The following is a 15111-nucleotide window of genomic DNA, read 5'->3' as shown; positions in this document are numbered from 1 at the left end:
CGACGCCCGCCCAGCGCAAGCCGGGTAAACGGCGCGCGCCGGACGGCTGCTATAATCCCGAAACCGCCAAGCCCGAAACCGCCAAAACTAGTGAAGCAGCATGCTGGATAACCTCCCGCGGATCCCTCCCGCCAGTCAGAAAACTCGTCACGGACGCCTGCCCGCCGGGCTGGACGCCAACATCGTCGCCCGCCTCGCCGCAGAGCGGCGTCCGCTGCTCATCCTCGCCGCCGACGCGCAATCGGCGCAGCGCCTGCAAGCCGAGGCTCCGTTCTTCGCGCCCTCGCTGCGCGTGGCGCTGCTGCCGGACTGGGAGACCCTGCCCTACGACCATTTCTCCCCGCACGGCGAACTGGTCAGCGAGCGGCTGGCCACCTTGTGGCAGATCCATCAGCGCGAATGCGATGTGATCATCGCCCCGGTCAGCACCGCGATGACGCGGCTGGCGCCGATCGGCTATCTGCTGGGACGCACCTTCTTCCTGCAGGCCAAGCAGCGGCTGGATGTGGAGCAGCTGCGCGCCAATATGGTCACCGCCGGTTACCACCACGTCACCCAGGTGATGGCCCCGGGCGAATTCTCCATCCGTGGCGGTCTGATCGACCTCTTCCCGATGGGATCGGCGCTGCCCTACCGCATCGATCTGTTCGACGACGAAATCGACAGCCTGCGCACCTTCGACCCGGACAATCAGCGCACCCTGTACCCGGTGCCGGAAATCCGCCTGCTGCCGGCGCGGGAATACCCGGCGGATGAAAGCGGGGTCACCGCCTTCCGCCAGCGCTACCGCGAGCGCATCGAAGGCGACCCCAGCAAGAGCCGCATTTACAAAGACGTCTCCCAGGGCCTGTGGCCGGCCGGCATCGAATACTTCCTGCCGCTGTTCTTCGACGACACCGCTACGCTGTTCGACTACCTGGGCGAGGACGCGCTGATCGTGTTGCACCACGATGTGCAACAGGCCGCCCAGGTCTTCTGGCAAGACGTGGAAAGCCGCTACGACATGGCGCGCGGCGACACCGAGCGCCCGGTGCTGCCGCCGGCCGACATCTTCCTGCGCCCGGACGAACTGATGGCGCGGCTCAAGCCTTACGCCCGCGTGGAACTCGCCGGCGACGGCGAACTGGCGGAAGGCTGCGCCCCGCTGCCGGAACTGGCGGTGGAGCGCCGCGCCGAACAACCGCTGCACAAGCTGGACGCTTTCATCCGCAGCGGCGGGCAACGCATCCTGATCACCGTGGAAAGCCTGGGCCGCCGCGAAACCGTCCACCAGTTCCTGCAAGAGCACGGCATCAAGCCGCGCCCGGTGGACGGCTGGGCCGAGTTCATCGCCGGCGACATGCCGCTGGCGCTGAGCGTGGCCCCGCTCTACACCGGCTTCGCCCTGCCCGGCGCCGGCATCGCCGTGGTCACCGAATCCGAGCTCTACCAGCATGTGGCGCGCAGCCACACCCGCCGCAAAAGCGCGCGCGCCGGCTCCGACTCCATGCTGCGCGACCTGGCCGAGGTCAAGGCCGGCGACCCGGTGGTGCACGAACAGCACGGCATCGGCCGCTACGTCGGCCTGGTGTCCATGGACCTGGGCGAAGGCGAAACCGAGCTGATGCAGCTGGAGTACGCCGACAGCGCCACCCTCTACGTGCCGGTCAGCCAGCTGCATCTGATTTCCCGTTACGCCGGCGGCGCGGCGGACCAGATCCACCTGCACAAGCTGGGCAATCCGGCCTGGGAGAAAGCCAAGAAGCGCGCCGCGGAAAAAGCCCGCGACACCGCCGCCGAGCTGCTCAACCTCTACGCCCAACGCGCCGCGCGCGAAGGCCACAGCTTCAGCCTGTCCCACCACGACTACGAAGCCTTCGCCGCCGGCTTCAGCTTCGAGGAAACCCCGGACCAGGCCAGCGCCATCGAAGCCGTGGTGCAGGACATGTGCTCTGGCAAGCCGATGGACCGCCTGGTCTGCGGCGACGTCGGCTTCGGCAAGACCGAAGTCGCGCTGCGCGCCGCCTTCGTCGCCGTCCTCGGCGGCAAACAGGTGGCGGTGCTGGTGCCCACCACCTTGCTGGCGGAACAGCACTTCCAAAACTTCTCCGACCGCTTCGCCGACTGGCCGGTGAAAATCGCCGAACTGTCCCGCTTCCGCAGCGCCAAGGAAAGCAAGGCCGCGCTGGCCGGCCTGGCCGACGGCGGCGTGGACATCGTCATCGGCACCCACAAGCTGGTGCAGCCGGACATCCAGTTCAAGAACCTGGGCCTGGTCATCATCGACGAGGAACACCGTTTCGGCGTGCGCCAGAAAGAGCAACTGAAACGGCTGCGCGCCAATGTGGACGTGCTGACGCTGACCGCGACGCCGATTCCGCGCACGCTGTCGATGGCGCTGGAAGGCCTGCGCGACTTCTCCGTCATCGCCACCGCCCCCAGCCGCCGGCTGGCGGTGAAAACCTTCGTCAGCCCGGTGGCCAACGGCGTGATCCGCGAAGCGGTGCTGCGCGAACTCAAACGCGGCGGCCAGGTGTTCTTCCTGCACAACGAGGTGGACACCATAGAAAACATGCGGGAAAAGCTGGCCGAACTGGTGCCGGAAGCCCGCATCGGCGTGGCCCACGGCCAGCTGCGCGAACGCGAGCTGGAACAAGTGATGCGCGACTTCCTGCAGCAGCGCTTCAATGTGCTGCTGTGCTCCACCATTATTGAAACCGGCATCGACATCCCCAACGCCAACACCATCCTGATCAACCGCGCCGATAAGTTCGGCCTGGCCCAGCTGCACCAGCTGCGCGGCCGCGTAGGCCGCAGCCACCATCAGGCCTACGCCTATCTGCTGACGCCGGACGGCATCACCAAGGACGCGATGAAACGGCTGGAAGCCATCCAGATGTCCGAGGAACTGGGCGCCGGCTTCTACCTGGCGATGCACGATCTGGAAATCCGCGGCGCCGGCGAAGTACTGGGCGAAGGCCAGTCCGGCGAGATGCAGGAAGTGGGCTTCTCCCTGTTCACCGAAATGCTCAAGCAGGCGGTGCGCGATCTCAAGAAAGGCCGCACCCCGGACCTGGACGCGCCGCTGGGCGTCACCACCGAAATCAATATGCACAGCCCGGCCCTGCTGCCGGACGGCTATTGCCCCGACGTGCACGAGCGGCTGGTGCTCTACAAGCGGCTGGCCACTTGCGAGAGCGAACAGGAAATCGACGATATCCACGAAGAGCTGATAGACCGCTTCGGCCTGCCGCCGCAAACCGTCAAGACCCTGATAGACAGCCACCGCCTGCGTCTGCTGGCCAAGCCCTTGGGCGTGCAAAAGCTGGACGCCAGCGAAGTGGCCATCCAGGTCCACTTCGCCAAGAACCCGCCGATAGACCCGATGAAAATCATCCAGCTGCTGCAAACCAAGCGCAACTACAGGCTGGCGGGACAGGACAAGCTGCGCGTGGAGGCCGATATTCAGGACGTGGCGCTGCGCGTGGTCAGGGTCAAGGAACTGTTGAAGGAGTTGAGCTCCTAAAGTCTGTCGCGCGGCCTCGCGCAACGGCGAGGGCCGGGCAATGCCCATGCGCCAAACACGCATGCCGCTTTCCCGGTCCCGGCGCCTTTATCGCTCAGGCTCGCAAGAGACTACACCCGCTTTGGGATGGCAAACGCCCGGCTCAGCCAGGCGGCCGGCAAGCCAATCCAAAGGCATAATGAAGCGACAATACCAAGCCTTCGGCATGGCCTGCGGACGAAAGAAGAAAGCGCTTACTTGAGCAACATCAAGATAAACGAGGACAGCGACTCTGAGGCAAAAAGCCTTGCCCCTTGTTTTTACAGGAAAAAATAGCGTCACAGGATTGAAACCGAAAACCCTGTGGATAACTTTGTTGATAAAACTGTGCAAATATGCTCTCAAGCCAAGCGCCAAGCCGTTTTGAGCTGAAAGCCGCCCTGGATAAGAAAACAATCAAGTTATTGATTTTATTGATCTTTTTAGAGATATCAAACGCTACGCAAGCCAAGTTGCAACTCGCTTTAGCTGAAAATATTTTCCACCCACCGCTGTGGATCACTTGACAATCATGTTTTTTACCGCACCCCAGAACGACGTCATCAGCGTCTCCTCCCTCAACCGCATGGCGCGCGATCTGCTGGAAAGCGGACTGCCGCCGATGTGGATAGGCGGCGAAATTTCCAACCTCACCCTGGCCGCGTCCGGGCACGCCTATTTCTCCCTGAAAGACGGCGGCGCCCAAGTGCGCTGCGTGATGTTCCGCGGCAAAGTGTCGCAACTGCCCTTCCGCCCGGCGGAAGGCATGCAGGTGGAGCTCAAGGGCACCGTCACCCTGTACGAGGCCCGCGGCGACTTCCAGATCAACGTCGACCAGATGCGCTCCGCCGGCCTGGGCCGTTTGTACGAGGCTTTTGAAAAACTCAAGGCCAAGCTGCAGGCGGAAGGCTTGTTCAACCCGGCGAGCAAACGTCCGCTGCCGGCCCACCCCGCCGCCATCGGCATCGTCACCTCGCCCGCCGCCGCCGCGCTGCGCGACGTGGTCAGCACGCTGCGCCGGCGCATGCCCTCCATCCCGCTGATTCTCTACCCGGCCCAGGTGCAGGGCGAAGGCTCGGCCCAGCAAGTGGCCGACGCTATCCGCAGCGCCGGCGAACGGCGCGAGGTGGACGTGCTCATCGTCTGCCGCGGCGGCGGCAGCATCGAGGACTTGTGGTCGTTCAACGAGGAAATCGTCGCCCGCGCGGTGGCCGCCAGCCCCATTCCCACCGTCAGCGGCGTCGGCCACGAAACCGACTTCACCATCTGCGACTTCGTCGCCGACAAACGCGCGCCCACGCCCACCGCCGCCGCGGAACTGGTGTCCCCCAGCCGCGAGCACCTGAACGCTCAGCTCGAAACCGCCAAGCGCGGCCTGGAGCGCGCGCTCGGCCGCCTGCTGACCGACAAATCCCAGCAGCTGGACTATCTGGCGCGCCGGCTGGCCCACCCCGGCGAAAAGCTGCAACGCCAGCGCGAAGCGCTGCAGCGCCAGCAAGAGCGGCTGCAACGCCGGCTGGGCAGCCTGTTCGAACAACGGCGTTGGGCGCTGCAACTGGCGGACAGCAAACTGCAAGGCCGCCGACCGGACCTGGCTCAAACCGCGCAAACGCTGGACCGGCTGCAAACCCGGCTGCAGCGCGCGCGTCGGGATCTGCTCAACCGGCAGGCCCAGAAACTGGACACCCTGGCCGCCACCCTGCTGGCGCTCAATCCGGAAGCGGTGCTGGCCCGCGGCTACGCCATCGTGCAAAAACAGGACGGCACCGCGGTCAAATCCCCGGCGGAACTGCGCGACCGCGAACGCGTCAGCCTACGCCTGGCCGAAGGCAGCACCGAGGCCGTGATCGACCATCCGCAAGGCGCGCAGCCCAGCTTGTTCTGACGCCGCCGGCGCCAGTGGGCCGGCGCCGGCGGAAAACCGCACGCCCCCATTGCCGCTTCCGATCAGAAATATCCAAGAGGACGCTCAGCCAGCGCCAGCATGGCGTCCTCCCACAGCTCCGGCGCGCATAGCATCATCCCCAGCGCATCGCCGCGCGCTTGCGAAGCCTCAGGCAAGACTCGGAAGCCAAAGCGTCGATAAAACTCGCAGTGGATATCGGCGTACAGCAAAAACACCTCCGCCAAACTTTGTTCTCGGTAGGCGCTCAACACTTCCTTCAAAAATAGGCTGGCAAAGCCCTGACCACGCCTGGCAGGCGCCGTGGCGATCGAACCAATGCCAACGGCCTCCCGCTCCGCCAGCGACGGCAAGCGATAGGCAATCGCCGAACACAGCAAGCTTCCATCCGTATCCGCCAACACATGCCAGCTGCCGCGTCGATACTTATGCGAATCCCGGCAGATTCGCAAATACTCGGCCTCGGAGCAGCCCTCGCCCCAAACATCCCGCCCCATCAGATAAACCGCCTCCATCTCCTCCGCAACCGCCGCCCGCAAAAGCAGACCATTGCCATGCCGGGCCGGCAACGCCGGCGCCGGGCTTAAAGCTTCAAGCGCCATCCTCTCCCCCAATCAATGCTGCGCCGGACATGACCAAAGTCTCGCCGGCCCAAGCAATTTATGCGCTTGGACTCAAGCTATGCTAGCATCCGGCCCCTAGCGCGGCCCGCGCCCGCAACCATCCCCCCTCCAGCCACCGCCAGGGAAGCCCCATGTCGCCAGTACACAAATGGGAAATCACCGTCGCCGCCGGCGGCTACTATCCCGATCTCGCTCATCATTTCTTCGGCAACGACATCGATCTGGGCTACGAGAACGACCACATCGGCATGCAGTTCTACGCCTATTCGCGCCACATCGACGAACTAGACGACCCCGATCACGTATCCGAACGCCTCTACAGCCTGCAACTGCTGCTCAACGGCGCCTTGCGCGCCGCCGCCGGCTGCGTGAGCAGCATGCCCATCCAGTTTCTGGGCTTCAGCGCTTATGAGAACGGCTGCAGCTATCCCGTCAGCGCGCACCGGATCGAAGAAGACCCGTTCAGCCGCAACCCCAGGATCGACCAGATCCACACCCGTTACGAAGATCCGCGCCAGCGCTACCCGTCCTACCTGCTCTACCTGGCCAAGCGCGACCCCTGTCTGCGCGATCTGCTCTTCCTGCTGGGCCTGATTTCCACCAACACCACGCTGGAAAAAGTGCTGGCCTGGAGCACGCTGTACAAGATACTGGACAGCGTCAAACACTACGCCAAGGAGATCGACGCCGGCATCGACGCCTTCGCGGATCCGGAACAGCTCAGCCTGTTCACCGCCGCCTGCAACAACACCAGCATCCTGGGCATCTACGCCCGCCACGGCGCGTCGGAAAACCCGCCACCCAAGCGCGCGCTCACCAATATCGACGACGCCAGCGCGCTGATCGCGGGCATGACCGCCCGCTTCTGCCGCTGCTATATCGCCGCCAAATATCCCTGAGCCGCGCAAGCCGCGCGCCATGCCCACCGCCCGCGGCCGCAGGTGCGCGACGACGCCGATCCCCATGAGGAGATCGCTTACCAGATCCACCTGAACAACGTGTCGGTCAGCGCTGACATCCCGCCCAATGAACCACGGTCTATTCCGCGGATTGAAAACGGCAAGGGCATCGCCACCTTCGCCGGCCTGCTGCCCGGCGGCACATGGTCGGTGGCCGTAGCTGGCGGCGAGCGGCCTAAACCGCTGCAAGAAGGCATGACCGTCACCATCGCCGGCACCAATGTCGCCACCGGCAAGCCCTTCCACATTCCGGCGGTCTTCGAGACCAAGGAAACCGGCGATCCCGCCGAGTTCGTGGAGTGGCGCGTGCTGCGGGAACGGTAAGCGGAACGGCCGGCTGTCCGCCGGCCGCCCTTGACGTCTCTTTGCGGACGACAGCCCAAGCTGCCGTCCGCAACGGTTTCCAAAGCGCTTACTTGACTTGCAGCAGGTCCGCCAGATGCACGTCCACGCCGCCGGCCGCGCCCACCGCGTTGACGTGATCGAAATAATCGTACCAGCCGCTGGCGCGGATGCCGGCCAGCATCCCCTCACAGGCCTCTTGGTCAGGCAGGCTCCACACGCCCAGGAAGCGATAGGGCGCCGCCTGATCGGCGTCGGCCGCGATCTGGCTCAAGGTCAGCAGTTGAATGCCCAGGCCGGGCAGCGCCTCGATATTGCTTTTGACCTGATCCAGGAAGTCGGTGCGGTGCAAAAAACTCAAGGCCAGCCAAGCCGGCTTCGGGCTGTACAATTCCACCAGATAATGCGCCATAGAAAATCTCCGTGAGTGTGAACGGCCTAAGAACCGGTTTACGATCTGCTGCGCGTCGTGGAGCCTTACACGGCGAGCACGCCTTCGAAATGCTCATGTACCACGTGTACATTCCGCTTTCTCAGCCGTTTTCGCCTTGCCTCGCCTTAGCTCGCGAGATCGTAAACAGGTTCTAAGCCGCGGCCTGCTGATTAAGCCGCGCGCCGCTTCGCCTGTCATTGCATCTTATTGCCAGCTGAAAAACTTTAATGTTATAAAAAGCATCCGCCCGCTCCCATTGAAATTTACAGGAGCGGCGTTCAGCCACCGCGGCCACGGCCGCGCCAGCCAATTCCCCCAACAAGAGCATTCCGCGCGCCCCTCCCTGCCTGGCAGCAGCCGGGCGCCAGCGGCATTGCCACCGCAGGACAAAGATCCATCATGCAGTGTAGACACGCCCTATTGCTGTCGCTGGCCGCCTTGAGCGCGAGCCTGGCGGCGGCGCCTCTGCCTTCTTACGACTTCGCCGTCAAAGACCCTTGGGAGACGCGCGCCAAGCCGTCGATGAAGGCGAAGGACAAAACCGATAAAGCGCTCAAGTACAAGGGCGCGGTGCAATTGAAGAACCTGGACGCCGGTCCGGATTTCTCGGTCAAGGCCGAAATACGCAGCCCCAGCCTGCTGGAGCGGCGGCAAAGAGAGCAAATGCAGCATTGCGTCGGCGTCAACCCGCCGCCGGGCTGCCCCGGCTTCAACCCGCTGCCGCGCTGCTTCGGCCAGAGCGACTGCGGGCAGCACGCGCCGCCGCCGGCCCATCCGCTCAGCGGCCCCACGCGGCAGCAAGCCGGCGATTACTCGTTGAGCGGCAGCTGGCTGCCGCGTTAAGACGCAAAAAAGCCCGCTCCAAGAGAGCGGGCTGACAAGACGGCGGCGCGCGCTCAGCGAGCGTTCTGCGCCAGCCGCGCCACTTCCTCGGCGCTGCGCTTGTTGTAGCCCAACAGATAATAGGCCACCACCAGGAAGGCCAGCCAACCCGGGCCGATGATCAAGGCGATGCGGGTATCCGGGAAATAGGCCATCAAGCCCACCACCAGGATCAGGAAGCCCATGGCGATGTAGGAGCCATACGGCCATAACGGCATCTTGTAGGCCAGCGCCGCCAGCTGCTCGCGGCTCAAGGTGCGGCGGAAGCGCAGCTGGGCCAGCAGGATGATCACCCAGGTCCAGATCGCGCCGAAGGTGGAGATCGCGGTCAGCCAGGTGAACACTTCCTTGGGCGCCAGATAGTTGAGCAGCACGCCAACCAACAGCGCGAACACCGACATCAGCAAGGCGAACACCGGCACGCCCTGACGCGACACTTTGGCGAAGATGGGCAGCGCCTGCTGTTGCTGGGCCAGGTTGTACAACATGCGGCCGGTGCTGAAAATGCCGCTATTGCACGAGGACAGCGCGGCGGTGAGCACCACGAAGTTGATGATGCCGGCGGCGGCGGGGATGCCCAGCTGCTCGAAAGTGAGCACGAAGGGGCTGCCGCGGGTGCCCAGCTCGTTCCACGGATAAATCGCCAGGATCACGAACAGCGCGCCGATGTAGAAAATCAGGATGCGCCAGAACACCGAATCCACGGCGCGGGCCAGCGCTTTCTTCGGGTTCTTGGCTTCGCCAGCGGTCAGGCCCAGCATTTCCACGCCCAGGTAGGCGAACATCACCATTTGCAGCGACATCAGCACGCCGCCAAAGCCGTTGGGCATGAAGCCGCCGTGGCTCCACAGATTGGAGATGCCGGTGGCCACGCCGCCGTGTCCCAGGCCGAACACGATCATGCCCAGGCCGCCGATGATCATCAGCACGATGGTGACGATCTTGATCAGCGCGAACCAGAACTCGAATTCGCCATAAGCCTTGACCGCGATGAAGTTGACGCCGCCCATGGCCACCAGCGCGGCCAGCGCCCAGTACCAGGCCGGAATGTCCGGGAACCAGATGCCCATATAGACGCCGACGGCGGTGATTTCCGCCATGCAGGTCACCAGCCACAGAAACCAGTAATTCCAGCCGGTCAGGTAGCCGGCCAAGGGGCCGAGGTAATCCAGCGCGTAGCGGCTGAATGAGCCGGCCACCGGATTGTGGATGGCCATTTCGCCCAGCGCGCGCATGATGAGGAAGATGGCGAAACCGCCCAGGGCGTAAGCCAGCATGATGGCGGGGCCGGCCATCTTGATGGCGGTGGCCGATCCCAGAAACAGGCCGACGCCGATGGTGGCGCCCAAGGCCATGAGGTTGATATGCCGCTCTTCCAAACCCCGGTGCAGGGTGTCTTGAGCAGGTTGCATAGTTGCTCCTTTAACTGTCTTTGTATTGCGTAAGGGTTGTGGCCTTGGCGCTTAAGGCCTGTTCAAAGCGTCGCGTGCAAGAGCGAGACAAGGCGAAAACGGCTGAGAAAGCGCACGGCGCACAAGGCACATCGGCGTTTCGCAGCGGTACTCGCCGCGCCGGCTTTCACGAAGCGCAGCAAACTTTGAACAGGTAAACGGCAGCGCCGCCGCCGGTGCTATGGCTTTGGATTGTCGTTATGGCCCATAACACATGGGGGTCGAGATTACCTCAAGACCCTTGTCATGTCATGTTTCAGAATATACATGCGCGCAAAAGGCATAAACGCGACGCTTTGTGATCAAGCGTCCCCGCTTAATGCCATAAGGATTTAACGCAAGCCCCGCCGCCGTTTCCGCCGCCGGCATCCGGCGGCCCGGCCCAAGCCGACAGGTGCTATCAATAAAGCGTTGAATCGGTTTATCGAGCCGGGAGCATGCACCCATGCGGCACCACAGCATCAGCCTGAAGCTCAACCTGGCCTTCATGCTCATCATGTCCGCCCTGCTGGCGGCCTTCGGCGCGCTGGACTATTGGCGCACCCAACAGGAACTGCGTCAGGAACTGGACGGAGAAATCGCCGCGATCAGCGCGCGGCTGGCGGCGAATCTGGCCGGACCCATGTGGAATTTCGACAGCGCGCAAGGCTTGCGGGTGCTGGAGGCTGAGATGGGCAAACGCGCGCTCCGCGGCGTGTTCGTCCGCGACGCCAACGGCGTTCCCTTCGCCGGCTACCGCCGCGAGGCCGACGGCTCGCTGCTGCGCGGCGCCGCTCCGGCGCCGGACGCGGACCTGACGCGCGAACGCGCCGTGGTCTTTCACGACGGCGCGACCGCGCGCGTCGTCGGCAAGCTGAGCCTGCAAGTGTCCACGGAAGAAATCCGCGAGAAACTGCGCGCGGTGCTGTGGCGGGTGACGGCGGAAATCCTGCTGCTGGACCTGGTCACCGTCCTGGTGCTGTCCCTGCTGGTGCGCCGCCTGCTGCACCGGCCCATCCGCGAGGTGAGCCAGGCGCTGCACGCCATCGCCGACGGCGATCTGACCGCGCCGCCGCGCTACGCCAGCCAGGACGAACTGGGCGATCTGGCCGAATCCACTCGCCGGCTGGTCGCCAAGCTGGCCGGCATTCTGGCGCATATCGACGCTTTTTCCTCGGACCTGGCCAACGCCGCGCGCCAGATCAGCCAGGCGGTGGACACCCTGAGCCAGCAAGCGTCGGAGCAGGCCAACAACATCGACAAGAACAGCGCCAGCCTGGAACAGATTTCCGCCTTCGTGTGGAAGAACCGGGACGACGCCCGCACCACGGATCAGATGGCCAGCGACAGCAGCAGGCACGCGGCGGCCGGCGGCCAGGCGGTGGACGAGACCATCGCCGCGATGTGGGACATCGCCAACAAGGTGCTGATCATCGACGACATCGCCTACCAGACCAATCTGCTGGCGCTGAACGCGGCGATCGAGGCGGCGCGCGCCGGCGAACACGGCCGCGGCTTCGCAGTGGTGGCCGGCGAAGTGCGCAAGCTGGCGGCGCGCAGCCAGCAGGCGGCCAAGGAAATCAGCCAGCTGACGCAAAGCAGCGTGCGCCGCGCCGAACACGCGGGCGAACTGTTCAATCAGATGTTGCCGACGATACAGAGCACCGCCAGCTTCGTGCAGGAAATCAATCAGTCCTCCAACCAGCAGGCGCAGCGGGTGGAGCAGATCAATCAGGGCGTCAGCGAAATCAGCCGTTCCATGCAGGCCAACGCCGCGGCGTCGGAACAGCTGACCGCCACCGCGCGCGGCATGAGCGAGCAGGCGGTGGAGCTGGCGCAGACCATAGGTTATTTCAAATACTGAGCCGCGCCGTGAAAAAGCCGCCGGGCTGAGGCGCGGCGGCTTGGCGGACGGCTGCGGGACTCACACCGCCTTGAGCTTGCCCTTGGCCGGGCGCGCGTCCGGCTTGGCCTCCGCGCCGGCTTCGCGCTCCCAGCTTTCCTTGTAGGCGCGGCCGTAATAGCTGTCCAACAGCAGCTGCTTCAGTTCGCTGATCAGCGGATAACGCGGGTTGGCGCCGGTGCACTGGTCATCGAAAGCGGCTTCCGCCAGCAAGTCCACCTTGGCCAGGAAATCCGCCTCGGCCACGCCGGCGGCCTGGATGGACGCCGGAATGTCCAGTGTGCGCTTGAGCTCGTCCACCCACTCGATCAACTTCTCCACCCGCTCGTGGTCGCGGCTGGCTTCCAGGCCCAGATGGCGGGCGATTTCAGCGTAGCGCGCCACGCTCTTGGGCCGGTCGTACTGGCTGAAGGCGGTCTGCTTGGTCGGCACGTCGGCCGCGTTGTAGCGGATCACATTGCTGATCAAGAGCGCGTTGGCCAGACCGTGGGCCAGGCCGAACTCGGCGCCTATCTTGTGCGCCATCGAGTGGCAGACGCCGAGGAAGGCGTTGGCGAAGGCGATGCCGGCGATGGTGGCGGCATTGTGCACCTGCTCGCGCGCCTTGGGGTCTCCGGCGCCGTTGCGGTAGGCGGACGGCAGATAGTCCTTGAGCATCTTCAAGGCCTGCAAGGCCTGAGGGTCGGAATACTCGTTGGCCATCACCGAGGCGTAGGCCTCCAGCGCGTGGGTCACCGCGTCGATGCCGCCGAAGGCGGTCAGCGACTTGGGCATATTCATCACCAGATTGGCGTCGACAATCGCCATGTTCGGCGTCAGCTCGTAGTCGGCGATCGGGTATTTGACCCCGGTGTTCTCGTCGGTGACCACGGCGAACGGCGTCACTTCCGAACCGGTGCCGGAGGTGGTGGGCACGGCCACCAACTCCGCCTTGCGTCCCAGTTTGGGGAACTGGTAAATCCGTTTGCGGATGTCCATGAAACGCAGCGCGAGGTCTTCGAAATGCACTTCCGGGTGTTCGTACATCACCCAGATGATCTTGGCCGCGTCCATGGGCGAACCGCCGCCCAAGGCCATGATCACGTCCGGCTTGAAGGCGTGGGCCAGGTCCGCGCCCTTGCGCACCACCGCCAGCGTGGGATCGGCCGGCACCTCGAAGAACACTTCCACCTCCAGACCCATTTTCTTCAGCAGGCGGATGGGCTCGTCGACGAAGCCGTTGTCGAACAGATACTGGCCGGTGACGATCAGACAGCGGCGTTTGCCGGACAGATCCTCCAAGGCCACCGGCAGGCAGCCGCGGCGGAAGTAAATCGACTTGGGCAGCTTATGCCACAACATGTTCTCCGCCCTCTTGGCCACGGTTTTCTTGTTGATCAGGTGTTTGGGGCCGACGTTCTCCGAGATCGAGTTGCCGCCCCAGGAGCCGCAGCCCAGCGTCAACGACGGCGCCAGGCTGAAGTTGTAGAGGTCGCCGATGCCGCCTTGGGACGACGGCGTGTTGATCAGGATGCGCGCGGTCTTCATCTTGTCGCCGAAGTAGCGGATGCGCTCGCCTTGCAGATCCTGGTCGGTGTACAGCGCCGAGGTGTGGCCGATGCCGCCCATCGCCACCAGCGCCGCGGCCTTGTCGCAAGCGTCGATGAAATCGCCGGCGCGGTACATCGCCAGCGTCGGCGACAGCTTTTCATGCGCAAAGGCCTCGGCGGCGGACACATCGCTGACTTCGCCGATCAGCACCTTGGTGGCCGGCGGCGCTTCGATGCCGGCCATCGCGGCGATCTTGGCCGCGCTCTGGCCGACGATGGCGGCGTTGAGGCTGCCGTCCTGCAGAATCACCTTGCGCACCGCCTCCGCTTCGCGCTTGGACAGGATGTAGCCGCCGTGCTTGGCGAAGCGCTCGCGCACCGCCTCGTAGATTTCATCGACGATGATGACGGACTGCTCGGACGCGCAGACCACGCCGTTGTCGAAAGTCTTGGACATCAGGATGGAGGCGACGGCGCGCTTGATGTCGGCGGTCTCGTCTATCACCGCCGGGGTGTTGCCGGCGCCCACGCCGATGGCGGGCTTGCCGGAAGAATAGGCGGCGCGCACCATGCCCGGCCCGCCGGTGGCCAGGATCAGATTGAGGTCGGGGTGATGCATCAGCTGATTGGATAGCGCCACCGAGGGCTCGTCTATCCAGCCGATGATGTCCGGCGGCGCGCCGGCCGCCACCGCCGCCTGCAACACCAGCCGCGCCGCCTCGCAAGTGGAACGCTTGGCGCGCGGATGCGGCGAGAAAATGATGCCGTTGCGCGTTTTCAAGGAGATCAACGCCTTGAAGATGGCGGTGGAGGTGGGATTGGTGGTGGGCACGATGCCGCAGATCAGGCCGATGGGCTCGGCGATGGTGATGGTGCCGAAGGTGTCGTCCTCGGCCAGCACGCCGCAGGTTTTATCGTCCTTGTACTTGTTGTAGATGTATTCGGAGGCGAAGTGGTTTTTGATCACCTTGTCCTCCAGCACGCCCATGCCGGTTTCCGCCACCGCCATCTTGGCCAGCGGTATCCGCGCGTCCGCGGCGGCCAGCGCCGCGGAGCGGAAGATGTGGTCCACCTGCTCCTGGCTGAAGCCGGCAAACGCGGCCTGCGCCTTTTTCACCCGCGCCACCAGCGCGTCCAGTTCCAGTTCATTGCCAACGGTCATTTCAAGTCTCCCAAACAGTTAAACCTGTCGCAGCGAGAGAATGACTAATTAGCGACATTTTATTTTCATTTATGAAAATAAAATCTAGACAATAATATTGTCCATTCACCGCCCATTCTCATCGCTTCAAAACTTTTTTGTAGCAAGCGCATTACAGCGATACGCTTTCAACACCGAAAAACCCTGTCGCCCGCAAACGCGAAACCATAGCGGCGGCATCAATAAGTCCATGCTAAGCGAAAAAACGATATTCGTTTTTGCGCATTGCCAAACAAATACGGATTAAGCGGAGAAAAAATGTCACAACCGGAATCATGAGGGGAAAAGCGCGCGCATCGGCTGTAACGGCGACGCTACCGCGCCGACGCCGCGCAAATAGAATGGCCGCCTGTCGGCGGCCATGGGCGAAGCGGAAATGCGGC

12 protein-coding genes are annotated in these 15111 nt (G+C 63.9%); 7 read left to right on the top strand and 5 right to left on the bottom strand.

Annotation, left to right across the window (positions count from 1 at the left end; translation table 11 throughout):
- The first annotated feature begins 100 nt into the window (after positions 1–100).
- On the top strand, positions 101–3505 hold the full coding sequence (gene mfd, locus JC616_RS04915; RefSeq protein ID WP_227107028.1) for a transcription-repair coupling factor: 3405 nt from the start codon (positions 101–103) through the stop codon (positions 3503–3505).
- Between the two features lie 87 nt (positions 3506–3592).
- On the opposite strand, the gene JC616_RS04910 is transcribed toward mfd, so the two are convergent.
- Positions 3593–3877 (bottom strand): hypothetical protein, encoded by a 285-nt coding sequence (locus JC616_RS04910; RefSeq protein ID WP_227107027.1) that lies wholly within the window; start codon positions 3875–3877, stop codon positions 3593–3595.
- A gap of 2 nt (positions 3878–3879) precedes the next feature.
- On the opposite strand from JC616_RS04910, the gene JC616_RS04905 reads away from it, so the two are divergent.
- The gene (locus tag JC616_RS04905) at positions 3880–4050 is read left to right on the top strand and encodes a hypothetical protein (RefSeq protein ID WP_158274226.1); all 171 of its coding nucleotides are present in this window, start codon (positions 3880–3882) and stop codon (positions 4048–4050) included.
- 5 nt (positions 4051–4055) lie between these two features.
- Positions 4056–5408, top strand: coding sequence for an exodeoxyribonuclease VII large subunit (gene xseA / locus JC616_RS04900; protein ID WP_227107025.1), 1353 nt, complete (start codon positions 4056–4058; stop codon positions 5406–5408).
- Positions 5409–5470: 62 nt separating this feature from the next.
- Here the strand turns inward: xseA and JC616_RS04895 are convergent, their stop codons facing one another.
- Positions 5471–6028 carry a GNAT family N-acetyltransferase gene (locus tag JC616_RS04895; RefSeq protein ID WP_107798210.1) on the bottom strand — a complete coding sequence of 186 codons (558 nt, stop codon included), beginning with the start codon at positions 6026–6028 and terminating at the stop codon, positions 5471–5473.
- Between the two features lie 152 nt (positions 6029–6180).
- On the opposite strand from JC616_RS04895, the gene JC616_RS04890 reads away from it, so the two are divergent.
- Positions 6181–6948 (top strand): hypothetical protein, encoded by a 768-nt coding sequence (locus JC616_RS04890; RefSeq protein ID WP_227107023.1) that lies wholly within the window; start codon positions 6181–6183, stop codon positions 6946–6948.
- Between the two features lie 42 nt (positions 6949–6990).
- Complete coding sequence (locus JC616_RS04885) at positions 6991–7332, top strand: hypothetical protein (protein ID WP_227107021.1); 342 nt, start codon at positions 6991–6993, stop codon at positions 7330–7332.
- An 88-nt stretch (positions 7333–7420) separates the two neighbouring features.
- Here the strand turns inward: JC616_RS04885 and JC616_RS04880 are convergent, their stop codons facing one another.
- Entirely contained in the window at positions 7421–7762 is a 342-nt protein-coding gene (locus JC616_RS04880; RefSeq protein ID WP_227107020.1) for a DUF6616 family protein, read from the bottom strand.
- A gap of 420 nt (positions 7763–8182) precedes the next feature.
- Between JC616_RS04880 and JC616_RS04875 the strand changes: the two genes are divergently transcribed.
- Complete coding sequence (locus JC616_RS04875) at positions 8183–8626, top strand: hypothetical protein (RefSeq protein ID WP_227107018.1); 444 nt, start codon at positions 8183–8185, stop codon at positions 8624–8626.
- Between the two features lie 53 nt (positions 8627–8679).
- Here the strand turns inward: JC616_RS04875 and JC616_RS04870 are convergent, their stop codons facing one another.
- Positions 8680–10077 (bottom strand): amino acid permease, encoded by a 1398-nt coding sequence (locus JC616_RS04870; RefSeq protein ID WP_227107016.1) that lies wholly within the window; start codon positions 10075–10077, stop codon positions 8680–8682.
- Positions 10078–10561: 484 nt separating this feature from the next.
- Here JC616_RS04870 and JC616_RS04865 point away from each other — a divergent pair, with 484 nt between their 5' ends.
- A complete protein-coding gene (locus JC616_RS04865) occupies positions 10562–11959 on the top strand; it encodes a methyl-accepting chemotaxis protein (protein ID WP_227107014.1) in 1398 nt (465 codons plus the stop codon).
- Between the two features lie 60 nt (positions 11960–12019).
- Here the strand turns inward: JC616_RS04865 and adhE are convergent, their stop codons facing one another.
- Complete coding sequence (gene adhE, locus JC616_RS04860) at positions 12020–14689, bottom strand: bifunctional acetaldehyde-CoA/alcohol dehydrogenase (protein ID WP_227107012.1); 2670 nt, start codon at positions 14687–14689, stop codon at positions 12020–12022.
- Positions 14690–15111: the final 422 nt, after the last annotated feature.

It is taken from the genome of Chromobacterium rhizoryzae, assembly GCF_020544465.1.
In the GTDB taxonomy this organism is placed as follows: Bacteria; Pseudomonadota; Gammaproteobacteria; order Burkholderiales; family Chromobacteriaceae; genus Chromobacterium.
The sequence above is the reverse complement of the archived record's forward strand: the minus strand, read 5'-3'. Positions and strand labels throughout refer to the sequence as shown.

Bases quoted from the DNA above. Each gene is read 5' to 3' on its own strand.
- JC616_RS04905 (WP_158274226.1), top strand. From the start codon at position 3,880: ATGCTCTCAAGCCAAGCGCCAAGCCGTTTTGAGCTGAAAGCCGCCCTG.
- xseA (WP_227107025.1), top strand. From the start codon at position 4,056: ATGTTTTTTACCGCACCCCAGAACGACGTCATCAGCGTCTCCTCCCTC.
- JC616_RS04865 (WP_227107014.1), top strand. From the start codon at position 10,562: ATGCGGCACCACAGCATCAGCCTGAAGCTCAACCTGGCCTTCATGCTC.
- JC616_RS04880 (WP_227107020.1), bottom strand. From the start codon at position 7,762: ATGGCGCATTATCTGGTGGAATTGTACAGCCCGAAGCCGGCTTGGCTG.
- JC616_RS04895 (WP_107798210.1), bottom strand. From the start codon at position 6,028: ATGGCGCTTGAAGCTTTAAGCCCGGCGCCGGCGTTGCCGGCCCGGCAT.
- adhE (WP_227107012.1), bottom strand. From the start codon at position 14,689: ATGACCGTTGGCAATGAACTGGAACTGGACGCGCTGGTGGCGCGGGTG.
- JC616_RS04890 (WP_227107023.1), top strand. From the start codon at position 6,181: ATGTCGCCAGTACACAAATGGGAAATCACCGTCGCCGCCGGCGGCTAC.
- JC616_RS04875 (WP_227107018.1), top strand. From the start codon at position 8,183: ATGCAGTGTAGACACGCCCTATTGCTGTCGCTGGCCGCCTTGAGCGCG.
- JC616_RS04870 (WP_227107016.1), bottom strand. From the start codon at position 10,077: ATGCAACCTGCTCAAGACACCCTGCACCGGGGTTTGGAAGAGCGGCAT.
- mfd (WP_227107028.1), top strand. From the start codon at position 101: ATGCTGGATAACCTCCCGCGGATCCCTCCCGCCAGTCAGAAAACTCGT.